Origin of the sequence: Acinetobacter dispersus, assembly GCF_009884975.1 — a bacterium.
In the GTDB taxonomy this organism is placed as follows: domain Bacteria; phylum Pseudomonadota; class Gammaproteobacteria; order Pseudomonadales; family Moraxellaceae; genus Acinetobacter; species Acinetobacter dispersus.
The window spans coordinates 2145819-2163214 of record NZ_CP041970.1 but is presented as its reverse complement, the minus strand read 5'-3'; the positions used below and the strand labels follow the sequence as shown (position 1 = coordinate 2163214).

The window sequence follows — 17396 nt, the reverse complement described above, 5'->3', positions numbered from 1 at the left end:
CGTGTCTTTATATATTACAGATGAATGCATTAACTGTGATGTCTGTGAACCTGTTTGTCCCAATGAAGCCATTTATATGGGTGAGCTGATTTATGAGATCGATCCCGCACTCTGTACAGAATGCATCGGTCATCATGATCAGCCACAATGTCAGTTGTTTTGTCCTGTTGATTGTATTCCGCTCGATCCGCAACATGTCGAATCACATGATGACTTGATGGCGAAATACAAAAAGTTAACTGGGCAAAAAAATGCGAGCAATTAACTTCGATCTTTGATAAGATGCGCCACGAAGTGGGCTGGACGGTCGCTGCTGTGGAGGTCTCCGTGACTGAAACAGGGGAGGAAAGTCCGGGCTTCATAGGGCAAGGTGCCAGGTAACGCCTGGGCGGCGAAAGTCGACGGCAAGTGCAGCAGAGAGTAGACCGCCTCATTCGTGAGGTAAGGGTGAAAGGGTGCGGTAAGAGCGCACCGCGTGTCTGGTAACAGTTCACGGCAAGGTAAACCCCACCAGAAGCAAGACCAAATAGGAATCCTGAGGCACGGCCCGTGCTGGATTCGGGTAGGTCGCTTGAGCGTATGAGTGATTGTACGCCTAGAGGAATGATCGTCCTCGACAGAACCCGGCTTATAGGCCCACTTCTCAAATTTTTTAAAATTGTGCTTGACGTGTGTATTGAAAGTTAAGATAATGCGCCCACAGTTTTCGGCTATGTAGCTCAGTTGGTTAGAGCACCGCACTCATAATGCGGGGGTCACAAGTTCAAGTCTCGTCATAGCCACCATTTTATAGACCACGCTCCTGCGTGGTCTCTTTTTATCTGCAGTTTTTATAACATTCAAAAAAACAATCTTTTGTCTCACTATTTGTTGTTTATTTTCGCTTTAATAAAAGCTCTATCATCATCAAATTTTGTCATGGTTAAATAGATGTGTTGAAATTTGATCAATTGATGGTTGATAGCATAAAAACTGTTCATATGTTCTATATTTTCAAGATCATAGACTTGACCAACTAGGTTGGAAGCTAGATAATGCGCACACAGTTTACGGCTATGTAGCTCAGTTGGTTAGAGCACCGCACTCATAATGCGGGGGTCACAAGTTCAAGTCTCGTCATAGCCACCATTTTAAAAACCACGCTCCTGCGTGGTTTCTTTTTATCTACTTATTGGGTAAAAATAATTCATCAGATGTGCAAAAGCCTGTAAATAACTCATTTATTTACAGGCTTTACTTTTTATAAATGTTTTTCGATGGTCGCTAAGGTTTGAGGACTTTCATAAAACGGTTTTAAAATGAGGGTAATGATCGGCTCGAGTACATCATGTTCATCTAAAGCCACCACGACTTTAGGATAGAAACGTACCGCTTCATTAAGTAGATCTGTTTCTTCTATGCCGATTGCAGCAAAAACATCTTCCAAACTTTCATCTTTATAGAAGTCATAAAACACTTTCACGCCGTATAAGATTAGATCTTGTATAAAAGAGGATTGGCGTAACTCTTTCCAATACTCATAGATCATGACAAAGAATTCTTCCACATCAAGTGGCGTGACTTGCTTGGTATATTCAGATAAAGGCTGAGCTTTGTTGTCGTCCCAGATATTGCGTGCAAGGCTCTCTAAATCATCATTGAAAGCAAGCTGAGATCGACCAATTGTTCTTGTATGAAGCGGGCAATACTCTCTTCAATTTTTTGTTCAATACGTTGTTGCTGACGATGAGAAAAGCTTTTTAGTTTTTGTTGCCATTCATATTTACTCTCCGAAATTCGTTCTTCATCCGACTGAGTAAATAGTTTTGGTAATTTGTTTTGTAGTGTTGTGGTTGCGATGTATTGGCACAACTGTTGAATCGAAGGGCTTTCTTTTAAAAACTGATTTAAGTAATGGCGAATATTATCCAGTTCTAAAAACTTGGATAACCACATTTCAAACTGGTGGTCTGAAAATATATCTTGTAGTTGGGATGATGATTGCAGTGAGAATACATGCAGTCTTTGCGCAATTTCCCCAATAAACTCTAATAGACCTGCGCCGAGCTGCATTTCAAAAGCATAGCGTTTTACCACTGCTTGGATTTGCTCTAATTCAACCACTTCCTTGAGCTGAATGTTGGGTGCATGTTGAAGAAAAAGCTGAATAAATTGCTGGAAGAAATCAGCAGAAAGTTGGGTTGTGAGTTGATTTTTATAAAATGCAACTTGCTCAAGCATTAAAGCTTGAGCAAGTAATTGTGACTTTTCAGAAACAATTTTTTCAGTCATTCGCGGTCCATCCGTTGACGATCGGGTAGCGTCGCTCGCGACTGAAGGCACGTGAACTAATGCGTGGCCCAATCGCGCCCTGACGACGCTTGTATTCATTGCGATCAACCAAACGAATCACTTTCTCTACGACTGCGGCTTCATAGCCTTTGCCGATAATGTCCGCTTGGCTGAGATCTTCTTCAATATAAGCATATAAGATAGCATCAAGTACATCATAAGCAGGTAATGAGTCTTGATCTTTTTGATCAGGACGAAGTTCTGCTGATGGTGGACGAGTAATGACACGCTCAGGAATCACTGGTGTTTCATCTAAGGTGTTACGGTATTTCGCCAACTCAAATACAATGGTTTTATATACATCTTTAAGGACTGAGAAGCCACCAACCATGTCGCCGTACAAGGTGCAATATCCGACAGAAATCTCAGATTTGTTACCTGTAGAGAGTACAAGATTACCAAATTTGTTGGATAAACCCATCAATAATGTACCGCGAGTACGCGCCTGTAAATTTTCTTCTGTTGCGTCAGCAGGGGTGTTGCCAAAGAATGGGAACAAGGTCTGCATGAAGCTATTTACGATTGGGTGAATCTCGGCAATACCAAAGGTGACACCCATACGACGTGCTTGCTCAGTTGCGTCTTCTACACTCATTTGTGAGGTATAGGTATATGGCATCATCACTGCTTGAACTTTATCAGCACCAATGGCATCAACGGCAATCGCCATTGTCAGTGCAGAATCGATCCCGCCTGATAATCCTAAAATCACGCCTGGAAAGCCTGAACGCTGCACATAATCGCGTGTTGCCATCACCAAGGCTTGGTAAATTTCAGCAAAAGTTTCTAAAGCAGGTGTTGCATCTGCTGTTTTAAATTGTTTTTGTTCAGCATCATATTCAGCAATTGCAATAGATTCTTGGAAACTTGGTATCTGTAGTACCAGTTGCCCATTATTGCTGCTTACAAAACTTGAGCCATCAAAAATCAGGTCATCTTGCCCACCGACTTGGTTGACATAAACAATATTTAGACTTAATTGTTTAGCAAGTTCATTTAAGGTTTGAATACGGTGCTGTGGTTTACCTACTTCATAAGGTGAGGCATTTAAAACTAGCACTGTTTCCACATTAAGCTGGCTAAGTTGTTTAACGGTATTTAGTGACCATACATCTTCACAAATCAAGACACCAAACTTGTGCCCTAAATATTCAAAAACGAGATGTTGATGACCTTCTTGGAAGTAGCGCTTTTCATCAAACACACCGTAATTTGGTAAGTTATGTTTGTTATAAACACCTAATACCTGTCCATCTTTCATCACAGCAGCAGAGTTATAGCGATGACCATCCTCAGTTTGGTGCACAAAACCGAATACCATCAGAATATCTTTTACTTCGCTTAACTGAGCAAACGCTTTTTGAGTGCGTTTTTGTAGGTTTGGGCGGAGTATTAGGTCTTCAGCAGGGTAACCTAATGTAGAAAGTTCAGGGAAGATGATCAAATCAGCCTGTTGTTGTTTCGCTAAATTTGCTTGCTCAACCATCTTTTGAGTGTTTGCATCAATATTGCCAATATGCGGAGAGAATTGAGCAAGGGCAACTTTAAAATTTTTCATTCAAACCTAATCCTAAGTCTTAACAGGTTATGATATACAAGCTTTTGATTTATATAAGTATAGTTATTAAAAACAAGTGTATATCATGGCGCCAAACATTTTATATCTTAAACAAAAATTACAAGTTTACTAATATATACTAAATGCACATTTTTCTGCGTAAAAATAACAAGTTTTTCTGTATAAAACAGCAACATTTCTCAATGTTTGCGTGATTATGGTGCATGAATGTGAATAAATATAATAGAGTCAGATAAAGTTTTTTTCATGTCATTTTCGCATCTTGCTGTGACATATCAATTACAGCATAGAAAAATAATAAAAAATTTGAGTAAAAAGAATTACTTTAGGCTCTTATCTTACATTTTAAAATATTTAAAACAGTTGTACTTTTTTAAAAAATCATATTATTCATTATCTTAAAATTGTATCGTATGTTTTTTATACCGTTTATCGGGAATATCTTTGCGACACTTGAGTGTACATTTGTGCACTGCTATTATCCTAATTAATGTGAACGGATGTGCACTTTGATGCTCATCAAGTGTAACCAAGCACGTAAAATGAAGAGGTAACAACAATGTCAGTTTTATTATTTCCTGTAATTGCATTTGGTTTGGCTGTAGTCGTTGGCCGTGTGGGTACAGTAATGTTCCAAGAAAAAGATCAACAGGTTTAATTGATCACTAAATTTTGATTCATTTTTGATGAGGTAACGAACGATGTCAGTCTTATTATTTCCTGTAATTGCTTTTGGTTTAGCTGTGGTTGTTGGTCGTATTGGAACAGTAATGTTTCGCGAACAAGATCAGCAAGCCTAAGCTAATTTATTAAATAGTCATTTAAATAAAGAGGTACGAAATTATGACTTCAACAATTTTATTGCCTGTAATCGCCTTGGTTTTAGCTATTGGTGTTGGGCGTATTGGTACCATTGTTAAGGATGCGATGCGTGTAGATTTTACGACTGATATGGATGATAGTCATGAACTTAAAACTGAAACTCAAAAAGGCACTGCTGCATAATTTTTCTTGCACACTGCTTACTTAAAAAGCTCTGTAGTTAAAACTTACAGGGCTTTTTATTTTTCTAGAATGATGTTGGGGATTTTATTAAAGAAGATATCTCTTGCAATATCACCTTGTTGTTCGATGTTATAACTCGAGAAGACTTTGTCTTTTATAAATTGATATCGATATGGATTGTATTGTTTAAAACTAAGGTAATAGCTAGCCTGAAGAATTGCACCTTTAACAACGACATTGATTCCTAGTTGAAACTGTAGAATATGCGCCAGTTCGTGAATAAAGATTCCTTGTAGGGACATTGGGCATATTGAATAATCAGGACGGAAATATTTCTGATGAACAAATAAGTTGCCATTTGGTGCCATAAAAATATTAGCAGGCTGCCAAGGTAAGTAGGGAATATTAAAAATCTTTATTTGTGCATAATCGATAAGATCGCCAAAAACAGGACGCGCCATTTTGATTTCACCAGACGTCAAACCACGATATTGAAATTGATTTATTTTGAGATAGATGATTAGGCTGGAAATCAATCGAGCTTTCAATCTGTGTAGAGCGTACTGAAATGGTTTGTTCATATGAACGATGCGTCTGAAAAACGAGAAGATCTGTTTTATTCTAGAATAAAAAACCTCAGTTAAAACTGAGGTTTTACTACGACTAAAATCACCACCGCAAATAGGATCAAGGTCGGCATTTCATTAAAAAATCGCCAAAACTTGTGTGATTTATAGTGGGCATTACCAATCAGTTTTTTACGGTAATAACCACAAACGAAATGGTAAATCACCAATAAACCGACTAGACCGACTTTAAGATAGAACCATAAAGCTTCATGATAATGTCGGGTTGCATCACCCCAATCAACTAGAAAGTGGGCGGTAATGAGTGTGGCAATCATAGACGGCCACATAATACCGCGATACAACTTACGTTCCATGACTTCAAAGCGTTGATGACTCACAGCATCTTCACTCATGGCATGGTAGACATAAAGGCGTGGTAAGTAGAACAATGCAGCAAACCAGCAAACCACAGCAATAATATGTAATGCTTTTACCCACAAGAAAGCATCAGAAGGTGCATCCATCGATAATCCTGCTACATGGGATTATGCATCCCACTTCTTGAAAATAAGGCAGGCGTTAACACCGCCAAAGCCAAAACTGTTACTCATGACAGTATTCAGTTTTGCATCACGTTTTTCAAGTACAATATCGAAACCTTGTGCGCCTTCATCAAGCTCAGTCACGTTGATGTTTGGAGCAATAAAGTCATTTTGCATCATCAAGACAGAATAAATCGCTTCCTGAACGCCCGCAGCACCTAAGCTATGACCCGTCATCGATTTGGTTGAACTGAGCGGGGGAACTTGTCCTTCACCAAACGCACGTTCCATTGCTTTAAGCTCAGTTACATCACCCGCTGGTGTTGAAGTACCGTGTGTGTTGACATAGTCAATTTGCTCTACACCATGCTGTTTTGCTTCATCCAATGCCATGATGATACAACGTGTTGCACCTTCACCACTTGGTGCAACCATGTCAGCACCATCACTGTTTGCAGCATAGCCAATTACTTCGGCGAGGATATTCGCGCCACGTGCTTGTGCATGTTCAAGTGACTCAAGCACCACGAAACCACCACCGCCTGCAATCACGAAACCGTCACGGTCTTTTGAATATGGACGTGAAGCAGTTTCTGGTGTGTCATTATATTTTGAACATAATGCACCCATTGCATCAAACAATAAGCTTTGTGACCAGTGATCTTCTTCACCACCGCCAGCAAGCATTAAATCTTGTTTACCCAATTGAATCAGGTTGTAGGCATAACCAATTGCATCGGCAGACGTTGCACATGCACTGGTAATCGAGTGCGCTACACCTTGCAGTTTAAATGCAACGCCAACGTTCGCAGTAATGGTGTTACTCATATTGCGAGGTACAAAGAAAGGACCGATTTTACGCGCGCCTTTTTCCTCTAACAGTTTGATCATTTCTGCAACAGATGCAGTTGAGTTACCACCAGAACCGCCAGCGATACCGTAACGTGGATTGTTTGCCAAATCTTCTTGTTTCAGTCCAGCATGTTCAACAGCTGCGACAGCTGCGTTATACGCATACATCGCGCAGACGCCCATAAAGCGTTTCAGTTTGCGATCAATACCATCAAAATCCTGTTCAGCTGCAGCGCTAACATGGCTTTTGAAATTCAGTTCTGCATAAGTTGGGTTTAAACGTGTGCCTGAGATTCCATTTTTTAAAGAATGAGTGACCTCTTCTAAAGAGTTACCGATACATGAGTTAATGCCCATACCAGTGATTACAACACGTTTCATTTACAGATCCCTTTTATGGTAATACTTAAGCCCTGTGCATCTCGCTATGAATACAAATCAGGAGAAAAATAACGATTAAAATGGCTTATGAGTGAATGACACCATGATAGCAGAAAGGTTTTTTATTTCTTATGGCAAATCTTATGCCTATTTCCAGTTGTGTAAATATTCGTAAATATTCGCAATGTTGTGACGAAACGTAAAGAAAGAACACAGATAAAAGTTGAGATAAATCTGCATTCAACCTAGTATTTACCTAGAAATGCACAGATTACACAACAGAGGTACTTGATGACAAAATCTAAAAACAAGCAATCTTCAGGTTTATTTGCACAAGCCTTTGGAGTGGCTAAAAAGCTCAGTTCAGAATTACAGAAATTTCAAGTTGCCCCAACCACATCGGGTGCGGAACTCGCGAATTCATCCAATATTGTTGAAGGAAAAGCACGTTTCAAAAGTCCATTTGAGGTCGAAAAATATGAAAACCCTCAACAAATGCTACGTCAACAATTTCCAAAACTATCTCATCAATTGCTAGGTCGTCATTATAACCGAGTCAATAGTGTGGCTTCGTTTGTATCACCAGATTTGGGCGATAAGGTTTCAGACTATTTATTCCAATGGTTAAATGAGTTTAGTTCAAATAGTTCTTTGACTGAAAAAATCCTTGAGGAAGCAGGGGTCAAAGATATTATGGAACTGACCACAGATACAGGGCGTTCACAGCGCTTAAGTCAGGCATTAATTGAGCAAAATAAATTATTAGCTGCAGCGCAAGGTGCGATTACAGGTGCAACGGGTGTCTGGGGTGCTGCGATCGATATTCCAGCGTCTATTGTTTTGACCCTGAGAACGATTTATCAAACTGGACGTTCACACGGTTTCGATTTATCTGAAGATGCTGACCAAGAAATTGTTGCCTTCATTTTTAAAGAAATTGATTTGAGTTTGGTTGCGGAAAAACAAACCTTGTTGGTTGCATTAAAAGCATTGAAATCCATGTTGGAAACACATGATTTGCAGCAATTCCAGCAATTGTTAGGTTCAAATAATGATATCGAATTGGTGAAGAAGTGGTTGGTGGATGAAAATGGTCAGTTTAAATGGAACTGGCTCAATCGCATTCCTCAAGCTTCGGTGGTTGGTAAACTGACCCCAATTGCAGGCGCAGCACTGGGTGGTTTTTATAGTTGGAGACTGCTAGAAGATGTTGGGCATAAATCGCAATCGATTTTTGGTGCAGCACGCTTTTATATGAATGAATATCCGAATGAAAAGATTTCACCTCTAGAAGCATATTTTAAAGCAGAAGCCTTATTGAAGAAGGCGAGTCCACGTTTATTAAGCTCTACAGCAGTTGCAAATAATAAGACCACATCAGAAGAACCGAATGATGTGATTACCCATGTAACCGTTAAAACCAAAGACAGTACAACGCCAACAGTTGCTGTAGATGACAAGGTTGAAGCTGGAATTCAACAACTTGCTGAACAGCATGTGGTTGAGCATCCCCATACAGAACAACAACCTGCATTAAAAGAGCAGCAAGATGAAACTTTTGAGGATGCTGAGGCGGAGGTTGTTGCTGAGCAAAAATCAATTGATATAGAACCTGCCTCAACAAAACATAGCTAAATTTGGGTCTAATGTTTTAGGTATTAAAAACACAACAAACTTAAGAAATGGTCGACACTTGAAATGTTGACCATTTTTACTTCTTAGCTTACAATTATGTGCCCTTAAAAAGAGGTTCTTTTCTTTTTTTAAGGTTGTTTAATAACGGGAGAATTGCCAAATGGCAACAACAAATCAGTTGATCCGTAAGGGTCGTACAACTTTGATTGAAAAATCTAAAGTTCCTGCGTTGAAGGCTTGTCCGCAACGTCGTGGTGTATGTACACGTGTTTATACTACTACACCTAAAAAACCTAACTCAGCAATGCGTAAGGTTTGCCGTGTTCGCTTAACTTCAGGTTTTGAAGTATCTAGCTATATCGGTGGTGAAGGTCATAACTTACAAGAGCACAGTGTTGTTCTTATCCGTGGTGGTCGTGTTAAAGACTTACCAGGTGTACGTTACCATACCGTTCGTGGTTCTTTAGACTGTGCTGGCGTTAAAGATCGTAACCAGTCACGTTCTAAATACGGTACTAAGCGTCCTAAGAAGTAATTCTAGGAAACTAGTCCAAGCAACCCTTTAGCGTTTCGCTTGTTTGAATTCTTCATAGTTTTGTAATTCAAGCGACGTATAGTAAGGCCAGCGAAAGTACATGACACTCGTACAAACTGCTGGATTATCCTGAAGTGTCATATTATTAGGTGTATTAAAATGCCAAGACGTCGCGTAGTCGCTGCTCGTGAGATCCTTCCAGATCCAAAATTTAGCAGCCAAACAATCGCTAAATTCATGAACCACGTAATGCAAGATGGTAAAAAATCTATTGCTGAAAGTATCGTTTACGGTGCTTTAGACCGCGTTCAAGAAAAAAACAAAGTAGACCCAGTTGAATTTTTCGAGACTACTCTTGAAAAAGTTCGTCCTATGGTTGAAGTAAAAGCACGCCGTGTTGGTGGTGCTACTTATCAAGTACCTATGGAAGTACGCCCATCCCGTCGTACTGCTTTAGCTATGCGTTGGTTAGTAGATGCTGCTGCTAAGCGTTCTGAAAAAACGATGGCTTTACGTCTTGCTGGTGAGTTGCTTGATGCAGCTGAAGGTAAAGGTTCAGCGATCAAAAAACGTGAAGACGTGCATCGTATGGCTGAAGCCAACAAAGCCTTCTCTCACTACCGTTTCTAAGCGGATAAAACAGTCCCTAATCAGGAGAATATTCATGCGTACCGCAGCTCGATTCAACATCGCTCTCTATCAAAGTGGGGGCTTTGCGGGTATTTAAGTTGCCTGCTTGGATATTCGTGCGCATCAATTTAATTGATGCGTCCTGTTTTAAAAATAACATTTAGGAATGTAGACATCATGGCTCGCCAAACCCCGATTAGTAATTACCGTAACATCGGTATTTCTGCGCACATCGACGCAGGTAAAACAACTACAACAGAACGTATTTTGTTCTACACAGGTGTATCTCACAAAATTGGTGAAGTACACGATGGTGCAGCAACAATGGACTGGATGGAACAAGAGCAAGAGCGTGGTATTACAATTACCTCTGCTGCAACGACTTGTTTCTGGTCAGGTATGAGTAGCCAATTCCCACAACACCGTATCAACGTAATCGATACACCGGGACACGTAGACTTCACAATCGAAGTTGAACGTTCTATGCGTGTTCTTGATGGTGCGTGCATGGTTTACTGTGCTGTTGGTGGCGTACAACCTCAGTCTGAAACTGTATGGCGTCAAGCGAACAAATATAAAGTGCCTCGTTTAGCGTTCGTGAACAAGATGGACCGTACTGGTGCAAACTTCTTCCGTGCTGTTGATCAAGTTAAAACTCGTCTAGGCGGTAATCCTGTTCCTATCGTTGTGCCAATTGGTGCAGAAGATACGTTTGCAGGTGTTGTTGACCTCATCGAAATGAAAGCGATTATCTGGGATGAAGCATCTCAAGGTATGAAGTTCGAATACGGTGATATTCCTGCTGACCTCGTTGATACTGCGAACGAATGGCGTACTAAGATGGTTGAAGCTGCGGCTGAAGCATCTGAAGAGTTAATGGACAAGTACCTAGAAGAAGGCGATCTTTCTAAAGAAGAAATCATCGCTGGTTTACGTACTCGTACTTTAGCATCTGAAATCCAAGTTATGCTTTGTGGTTCAGCGTTCAAGAACAAAGGTGTTCAACGTATGTTGGATGCTGTAATTCAATTCTTACCTTCTCCAACAGAAGTTAAAGCAATTGAAGGTATTCTTGACGACAAAGATGAAACTAAAGCATCTCGTGAAGCATCTGACGAAGCTCCGTTCTCTGCACTTGCGTTCAAAATCATGAACGATAAGTTCGTAGGTAACTTAACATTCGTACGTGTTTATTCTGGTGTTCTTAAACAAGGTGATCCGGTTTATAACCCAGTTAAATCTAAGCGTGAACGTATCGGTCGTATCGTGCAAATGCATGCGAACGAACGTCAAGATCTTGATGAAATCCGTGCAGGTGATATCGCAGCGTGTGTAGGTCTTAAAGACGTTACTACGGGTGATACATTATGTGATGAGAAAAACATCATTACACTTGAGCGTATGGAATTCCCAGAGCCAGTAATTTCATTGGCTGTTGAACCAAAAACTAAAGCTGACCAAGAAAAAATGTCAATTGCTTTAGGTCGTTTGGCTAAAGAAGATCCATCGTTCCGCGTTCGTACAGATGAAGAATCTGGTCAAACAATTATTGCTGGTATGGGTGAGCTTCACCTTGACATCATCGTTGACCGTATGAAGCGTGAATTCGGTGTTGAAGCGAACATTGGTAAACCAATGGTTGCTTACCGTGAAACGATCAAAAAGTCTGTTGAACAAGAAGGTAAGTTTGTTCGTCAAACAGGTGGTAAAGGTAAATTCGGTCATGTATATGTTCGTTTAGAGCCTATGGATGTTGAAGAAGCTGGTAAAGAATACCAATTCGCTGAAGAAGTTGTCGGCGGTACAGTACCTAAAGAATTCTTTGGTGCGGTTGATAAAGGTATTCAAGAACGTATGAAGAATGGTGTATTGGCTGGTTACCCTGTTGTGGGTATCAAAGCGACATTATTTGATGGTTCTTACCACGATGTCGACTCTGATGAATTGTCGTTCAAAATGGCAGGTTCATACGCTTTCCGTGACGGTTTCATGAAAGCGGATCCTATCCTTCTTGAACCAATCATGAAAGTTGAAGTAGAAACTCCAGAAGACTACATGGGCGATATCATGGGTGACTTAAACCGTCGTCGTGGTATGGTTCAAGGTATGGATGATCTTCCTGGTGGAACAAAAGCAATTAAAGCAGAAGTTCCATTGGCTGAGATGTTTGGTTACGCGACTCAAATGCGTTCTATGTCTCAAGGTCGTGCGACTTATTCTATGGAATTCGCTAAATACGCTGAAACACCACGTAACGTGGCTGAAGGCATCATCGCTAAGTTCCAAGCTGGCGGTAAAAAAGGTGACGACGAGTAATCTTTCGATTACTATATTACCCAACTAAATTTAGTTAAAAAACCAAGTGCTCATGGGCGACCCTCATGAGCAGTTTATAAAGGAAGATCATCATGGCTAAAGCCAAGTTTGAACGTAATAAACCACACGTAAACGTGGGTACAATTGGTCACGTTGACCATGGTAAAACAACTTTAACTGCTGCGATTGCAACTATCTGTGCAAAAACTTACGGCGGTGAAGCGAAAGATTACTCACAAATCGACTCAGCTCCTGAAGAAAAAGCACGTGGTATTACAATTAATACTTCACACGTAGAATACGATTCTCCAATCCGTCACTACGCTCACGTAGACTGCCCGGGCCACGCCGATTATGTTAAAAACATGATTACTGGTGCTGCTCAGATGGACGGCGCGATCCTTGTATGTGCTGCGACTGATGGTCCAATGCCACAAACTCGTGAACACATCCTTCTTTCACGTCAGGTTGGTGTACCTTACATCATCGTATTCTTGAACAAGTGTGACCTTGTTGATGATGAAGAGTTACTTGAATTAGTAGAAATGGAAGTTCGTGAACTTCTTTCTACTTATGACTTCCCAGGTGATGACACTCCAATCATCCGTGGTTCAGCTCTTCAAGCATTAAACGGTAACGACGGTCCTTATGGCGAGAAAGCTGTAATTGATTTAGTTGCTGCACTTGATTCTTACATTCCAGAACCAGAACGTGCTATCGACAAAGCATTCTTGATGCCAATCGAAGACGTATTCTCTATCTCAGGCCGTGGTACAGTTGTAACTGGTCGTGTAGAAGCTGGTATTGTAAAAGTTGGTGAAGAAGTTGAAATCGTAGGTATCAAAGATACTGTTAAGACAACTGTAACTGGCGTAGAAATGTTCCGTAAATTGCTTGACGAAGGTCGTGCAGGCGAGAACTGTGGTGTTCTTCTTCGTGGTACTAAGCGTGAAGACGTACAACGTGGTCAAGTACTTGCTAAGCCAGGTACAATCAAGCCGCACACTAAATTCGATGCAGAAGTATACGTACTTTCTAAAGAAGAAGGTGGTCGTCATACTCCATTCCTTAACGGTTACCGTCCACAGTTCTACTTCCGTACAACTGACGTAACTGGCGCGATCAAATTACAAGATGGCGTAGAAATGGTAATGCCTGGTGACAACGTTGAGATGTCAGTAGAATTAATTCACCCGATCGCAATGGACCCAGGTCTACGTTTTGCGATCCGTGAAGGTGGTCGTACTGTAGGCGCTGGTGTTGTTGCTAAAGTAACTGCATAATCGCTTAGAGTGATAAAAAACACCCCTCTGGGGTGTTTTTTTATGTCTGTAGTTTTCTTATATCTAAAATCAAATATTCAATTAAATTTTTCTTTTAGCTCAAAAAGTAGTTTCATTGATTTTCTTTTTCTCTTGCGTCGAAAAATTTAATACTTAATTAAATTTTTCCTTTACGTCAGAAAATTAGTTTCATTGGTTTTCTTTTTTCTCTTGCGTCGGAAATTTTAATAATTAATTAAAATTTCCTCCTCATGTCCTAAACTGATACCACGCTGTCCTAAACTGCACTTAATTGATTCGCATAAAACCGTAATATAAAACTCAAGAAAACGAACAAAAGTACTCAGTGGAGATATTCCACTGAAAAGGAGTAGGCAGCATGAATGCTAAAGTGAATGTTTCGAATCGTGCAGGTGCAAGTTTCCCAGTACGTCGTATGAATTTTGATTTTAATGAAGTTCCTGAATATTGGGTCAGTGGTTCTGCTGGATTAACTCATTTTATGACAGGTTTATCTGCACTATTTCCAGATGGTGAAAAACTCTTTATCGACTCAGTGCGTGCTGTACGTTATCACCCAGCCATTAAAGACAATGAAAAGCTGCAAAAAGAAATCAGTGCTTTTATTGGGCAAGAGGCGATGCATACTCAAGAGCATGTCAACTTTAATGCTTCAGCTCAGAAGTATGGTCATGATGTCGAGACACTTGAACGAAGAACAGGTGTCGTGATTCAAACCGGCCGTAAACTATTTGCTAAATTGGTTAAGCCATTTGGCATGACACAAGAAATGGTGGATTTGACTGCAACCACAGCACTCGAACATTTTACTGCAACCATTGCTTCAGAATTATTGCGTAATCCGCATATTCAAGAATTAATGCAAGACAAGACCATGGAATATATGTGGTTATGGCATGCGGTAGAAGAAAATGAACATAAAGCAGTTGCTTATGATGTGTATGAAGAAATTTTTGGTCGTGGCGTAAAGGCCTATGCATTACGCAATACTGCACTGGTTGTTTCGATGGTTGCAATTTTCTTGACTCAATCTTCATTCGTATTGAAATTATTGAAAGATGATGGAAAATTAAATCTCAAAGAGCTAGGTATGATTTATGAATATGCCTATAGTCCGTCGAAAGGAATTATCTCTGGAATGGCGGGTGAAATGTTGGCGTACTTCAAGCCTGGTTTCCATCCAAATGATTTAGATACTGTGCAATTACTGCAAGATTGGAAGGCAAAATTAGGTCTGTAAATCCTTCCTATTCTTACTCGAAATTCCTGAAAAGGGGACAATAAATTTTGTCCCCTTTTTTATTTTTAACCTTTCATTTCATACAGAATTTTGAGTAAGGCGACATGTCCTAAGATGATGCTTTTATGACCTTATCTGCACTTATTGGATGCGCTGAAAAGGGCGTATAAATAAAGTATAGAAAATAATCAATAAAGCGTATTCATCGTATAGGAGAACAGGGTATGAATGCTAAAGTTAATATTTCAAACCGTGCTGGTGCCAGCTTTCCCGTACGCCGAATGGATTTTGAATTTGGTGAAGTGCCACGTTATTGGGCCAATGGCGATGCTGCACTCACACATTTTATGACTGCGCTTTCGGCACTATTTCCTGAAGGTGAGCAATTCTTTGTAAATAGTACCCGTGCAGTACGTAATGACCCTAAATTGGCAGATCAGCGGCTGCAGAAAGAGATTAGTGCCTTTATTGGTCAAGAAGCGATGCATTCTAAAGAGCATTTGGCTTTTAATGCCTCGGCTCAAGCTTATGGTTATGATGTTCGTGAGTTAGAGGCTCAAACTGGACGTCTGATTAATCGCACTATAGGCGTTGCTTCAAAAGTACTAAAACCATTTGGTTTTAGTAAAGAGATGATTGGGCTTACTGGAACGTGTGCCTTAGAGCACTTTACTTCCACTATTGCAGAAGAACTATTAAGCAATCCAGACATCCAAGCAATGTTTATGGATCAAACCATGTATCACTTATGGATGTGGCATGCAGTAGAAGAAAATGAACATAAGGCAGTTGCCTTTGATGTCTATGAAGCGATGTATGGTCAAGGTCCTAAAGCGTATTTTATGCGTTCATTGGCTTTGGTTATTGCGATGGGTTTGATCTTTATCACTCAATCTTATTTCACAGCGAAACTTTTGCGAACTGATGGCAAATTAACATGGCGTGATACCAAATACATGATCAAATTCATGTATGGCTATAAAGGCTTTATGACTCGCCAAATCCCAACCTTATTGGATTTTTTAAGACCGAAATTTCATCCAAACGATCAAGATACGACTGCGTTGCTGAATAAATGGCGTGCTGAGTTGGGTTTTAATCTAAGTTAACTTCAATGGGCAGTCAAAACTGCCCATTTTTTTATTCAAATTTTGCTTTAAATTGCTGATAATCTGCAGCAGTATTTTATAGAGTAGCAGATCGTGATTCGATTGATGCAAGAAAAAGATTTAGATCGTATTTCTGCAATTGAAGCTTTAGTTCAAACACATCCATGGTCGAAGCAGCAGTTTCAGGAATCTTTCGCCTCTTATCAATGTACGGTGTATGAGCAAGCCAATCAAGTGGTGGGTTTCTGTATTTTGCAGCCAGTTTTGGACGAAGCGAATTTATTGTTGATGGCGATTCACCCAAGCCAACAGGGCAAAGGACTGGGTTATGAATTATTAGAAAGTTCAATACAGCAATTAAAAAATAATCCGATCCAGATTTTTCTGGAAGTTCGTGAGAGCAATACAGCCGCAATTCGTTTGTATGAAAAGTCAGGTTTTCACCAAATAGATTTGCGTAAAAATTATTATCCAAACCCCGATGGTTCAAGAGAGCATGCTGTGATTATGGTCAAAACATGCACTGATGATTTTGCAGCGTTATTTAATAATTAAATTATTCCACTCAGAAGGTAGCGTACTCATCAATGAATTTCCAAGTTGATGGATCTCATTTTCAGAGAGTGGGCGATTGAGTCGACGCCATTGCCCATCAAGCAATAATTCGAGTGGCGTATATTGCGATTTATAATTCATTTTGGGTGAATGTGGCACCCAGTAGCCTAGATATAAATAGTCTAGGTTCAATGTACGTACATATTCGATTTGTTTAAGGATCGCAAACACACCTAAAGAACGGCGTTGTTCATCTGGATCAAAGAAGGTATAAACGGCTGACAGTCCGTCATCCATCAAATCACAAGTTGAAACACCAATCAGTTTTTGGTCTTTCCAAAGTTCAATAAAGAAACTTTCTGTGCAGCTATGTACCAGAAATTTTTCAAACTGATCAAGACTGGCAGGATACATATCACCATCTGAGTGACGTTCATTGATATAACGTTCATATAAGTCGTAGTGTTGTTGAGTGGCTTGCGAGGTCGGCAAAATACTCATTTGCAAATCTTGATTGCGTTTCCATGCCTTTTTTTGGCTGCTGTTCATTTTAAATTCTTGAACGGGAACACGGCAAGATAAGCATTGGCGACATAAGTGACATTCAGGACGATAGACAAAATCACCGCTACGACGAAAACCAACACGAGAAAGTTCTGACAAAGTCACCACATCGATACGGTGAATTGGATCTAGGAACACCATTCGGGCTGATTTGTTATCAAGATAACTGCAGTCGTGCGGTGGCGTAATATAGTACTGTAAGTCATTTAAAAGGGACTTGGGTTGATATGATTTCATTAATCTGTCCCT

Annotated in this window: 15 protein-coding genes, 2 tRNA genes, 1 other RNA gene and 1 pseudogene; 13 read left to right on the top strand and 6 right to left on the bottom strand. The window is 40.1% G+C overall.

What is annotated here, in order from left to right:
• Position 1: 1 nt before the first annotated feature.
• From FPL17_RS09845 to FPL17_RS09830, 4 genes are all read left to right on the top strand, one after another.
• Positions 2–265 (top strand): YfhL family 4Fe-4S dicluster ferredoxin, encoded by a 264-nt coding sequence (locus FPL17_RS09845; protein WP_004805118.1) that lies wholly within the window; start codon positions 2–4, stop codon positions 263–265.
• 26 nt (positions 266–291) lie between these two features.
• Positions 292–647, top strand: an RNA gene (gene rnpB / locus FPL17_RS09840) — RNase P RNA component class A.
• 61 nt (positions 648–708) lie between these two features.
• Positions 709–785: transfer RNA gene (locus FPL17_RS09835), tRNA-Met, on the top strand.
• A gap of 266 nt (positions 786–1051) precedes the next feature.
• Positions 1052–1128, top strand: a tRNA-Met gene (locus FPL17_RS09830).
• A 112-nt stretch (positions 1129–1240) separates the two neighbouring features.
• On the opposite strand, the pseudogene FPL17_RS09825 reads toward FPL17_RS09830, so the two are convergent.
• A pseudogene (locus tag FPL17_RS09825) lies at positions 1241–2271 on the bottom strand (hypothetical protein).
• The gene (locus FPL17_RS09820) at positions 2264–3889 is read right to left on the bottom strand and encodes an NAD+ synthase (RefSeq protein ID WP_078197489.1); all 1626 of its coding nucleotides are present in this window, start codon (positions 3887–3889) and stop codon (positions 2264–2266) included. Before FPL17_RS09820 ends, FPL17_RS09825 begins: the two are co-directional and overlap by 8 nt.
• Positions 3890–4753: 864 nt before the next feature.
• Between FPL17_RS09820 and FPL17_RS18785 the strand changes: the two genes are divergently transcribed.
• Entirely contained in the window at positions 4754–4915 is a 162-nt protein-coding gene (locus tag FPL17_RS18785) for a hypothetical protein (protein WP_005210934.1), read from the top strand.
• Between the two features lie 56 nt (positions 4916–4971).
• Here the strand turns inward: FPL17_RS18785 and FPL17_RS09815 are convergent, their stop codons facing one another.
• From FPL17_RS09815 to FPL17_RS09805, 3 genes are read right to left on the bottom strand one after another with little or no spacing between them, the layout of a single operon-like run.
• A complete protein-coding gene (locus FPL17_RS09815; RefSeq protein WP_159884808.1) occupies positions 4972–5496 on the bottom strand; it encodes a hypothetical protein in 525 nt (174 codons plus the stop codon).
• A 59-nt stretch (positions 5497–5555) separates the two neighbouring features.
• Complete coding sequence (hemJ, locus tag FPL17_RS09810) at positions 5556–6008, bottom strand: protoporphyrinogen oxidase HemJ (protein ID WP_004805133.1); 453 nt, start codon at positions 6006–6008, stop codon at positions 5556–5558.
• A gap of 21 nt (positions 6009–6029) precedes the next feature.
• On the bottom strand, positions 6030–7259 hold the full coding sequence (locus FPL17_RS09805) for a beta-ketoacyl-ACP synthase II (protein WP_004805136.1): 1230 nt from the start codon (positions 7257–7259) through the stop codon (positions 6030–6032).
• Between the two features lie 291 nt (positions 7260–7550).
• Here FPL17_RS09805 and FPL17_RS09800 point away from each other — a divergent pair, with 291 nt between their 5' ends.
• From FPL17_RS09800 to rimI, 8 genes are all read left to right on the top strand, one after another.
• The gene (locus FPL17_RS09800) at positions 7551–8894 is read left to right on the top strand and encodes an EcsC family protein (RefSeq protein WP_159884806.1); all 1344 of its coding nucleotides are present in this window, start codon (positions 7551–7553) and stop codon (positions 8892–8894) included.
• 160 nt (positions 8895–9054) lie between these two features.
• Positions 9055–9429, top strand: coding sequence for a 30S ribosomal protein S12 (gene rpsL, locus FPL17_RS09795; protein ID WP_004648013.1), 375 nt, complete (start codon positions 9055–9057; stop codon positions 9427–9429).
• Positions 9430–9588: 159 nt separating this feature from the next.
• Complete coding sequence (gene rpsG / locus FPL17_RS09790) at positions 9589–10059, top strand: 30S ribosomal protein S7 (protein ID WP_005190966.1); 471 nt, start codon at positions 9589–9591, stop codon at positions 10057–10059.
• Positions 10060–10236: 177 nt separating this feature from the next.
• Complete coding sequence (fusA, locus tag FPL17_RS09785) at positions 10237–12375, top strand: elongation factor G (protein WP_004805140.1); 2139 nt, start codon at positions 10237–10239, stop codon at positions 12373–12375.
• A 92-nt stretch (positions 12376–12467) separates the two neighbouring features.
• On the top strand, positions 12468–13658 hold the full coding sequence (gene tuf, locus FPL17_RS09780) for an elongation factor Tu (RefSeq protein ID WP_004802222.1): 1191 nt from the start codon (positions 12468–12470) through the stop codon (positions 13656–13658).
• Between the two features lie 379 nt (positions 13659–14037).
• On the top strand, positions 14038–14919 hold the full coding sequence (locus FPL17_RS09775) for a metal-dependent hydrolase (RefSeq protein ID WP_159884804.1): 882 nt from the start codon (positions 14038–14040) through the stop codon (positions 14917–14919).
• 224 nt (positions 14920–15143) lie between these two features.
• The gene (locus tag FPL17_RS09770) at positions 15144–16028 is read left to right on the top strand and encodes a metal-dependent hydrolase (protein WP_151714996.1); all 885 of its coding nucleotides are present in this window, start codon (positions 15144–15146) and stop codon (positions 16026–16028) included.
• A 93-nt stretch (positions 16029–16121) separates the two neighbouring features.
• Positions 16122–16583 carry a ribosomal protein S18-alanine N-acetyltransferase gene (gene rimI, locus FPL17_RS09765; RefSeq protein WP_216070842.1) on the top strand — a complete coding sequence of 154 codons (462 nt, stop codon included), beginning with the start codon at positions 16122–16124 and terminating at the stop codon, positions 16581–16583.
• Here the strand turns inward: rimI and FPL17_RS09760 are convergent.
• Complete coding sequence (locus FPL17_RS09760; RefSeq protein WP_004805148.1) at positions 16569–17384, bottom strand: arginyltransferase; 816 nt, start codon at positions 17382–17384, stop codon at positions 16569–16571. The two genes, rimI and FPL17_RS09760, sit on opposite strands and share 15 nt — an antisense overlap.
• Positions 17385–17396 lie beyond the last annotated feature (12 nt).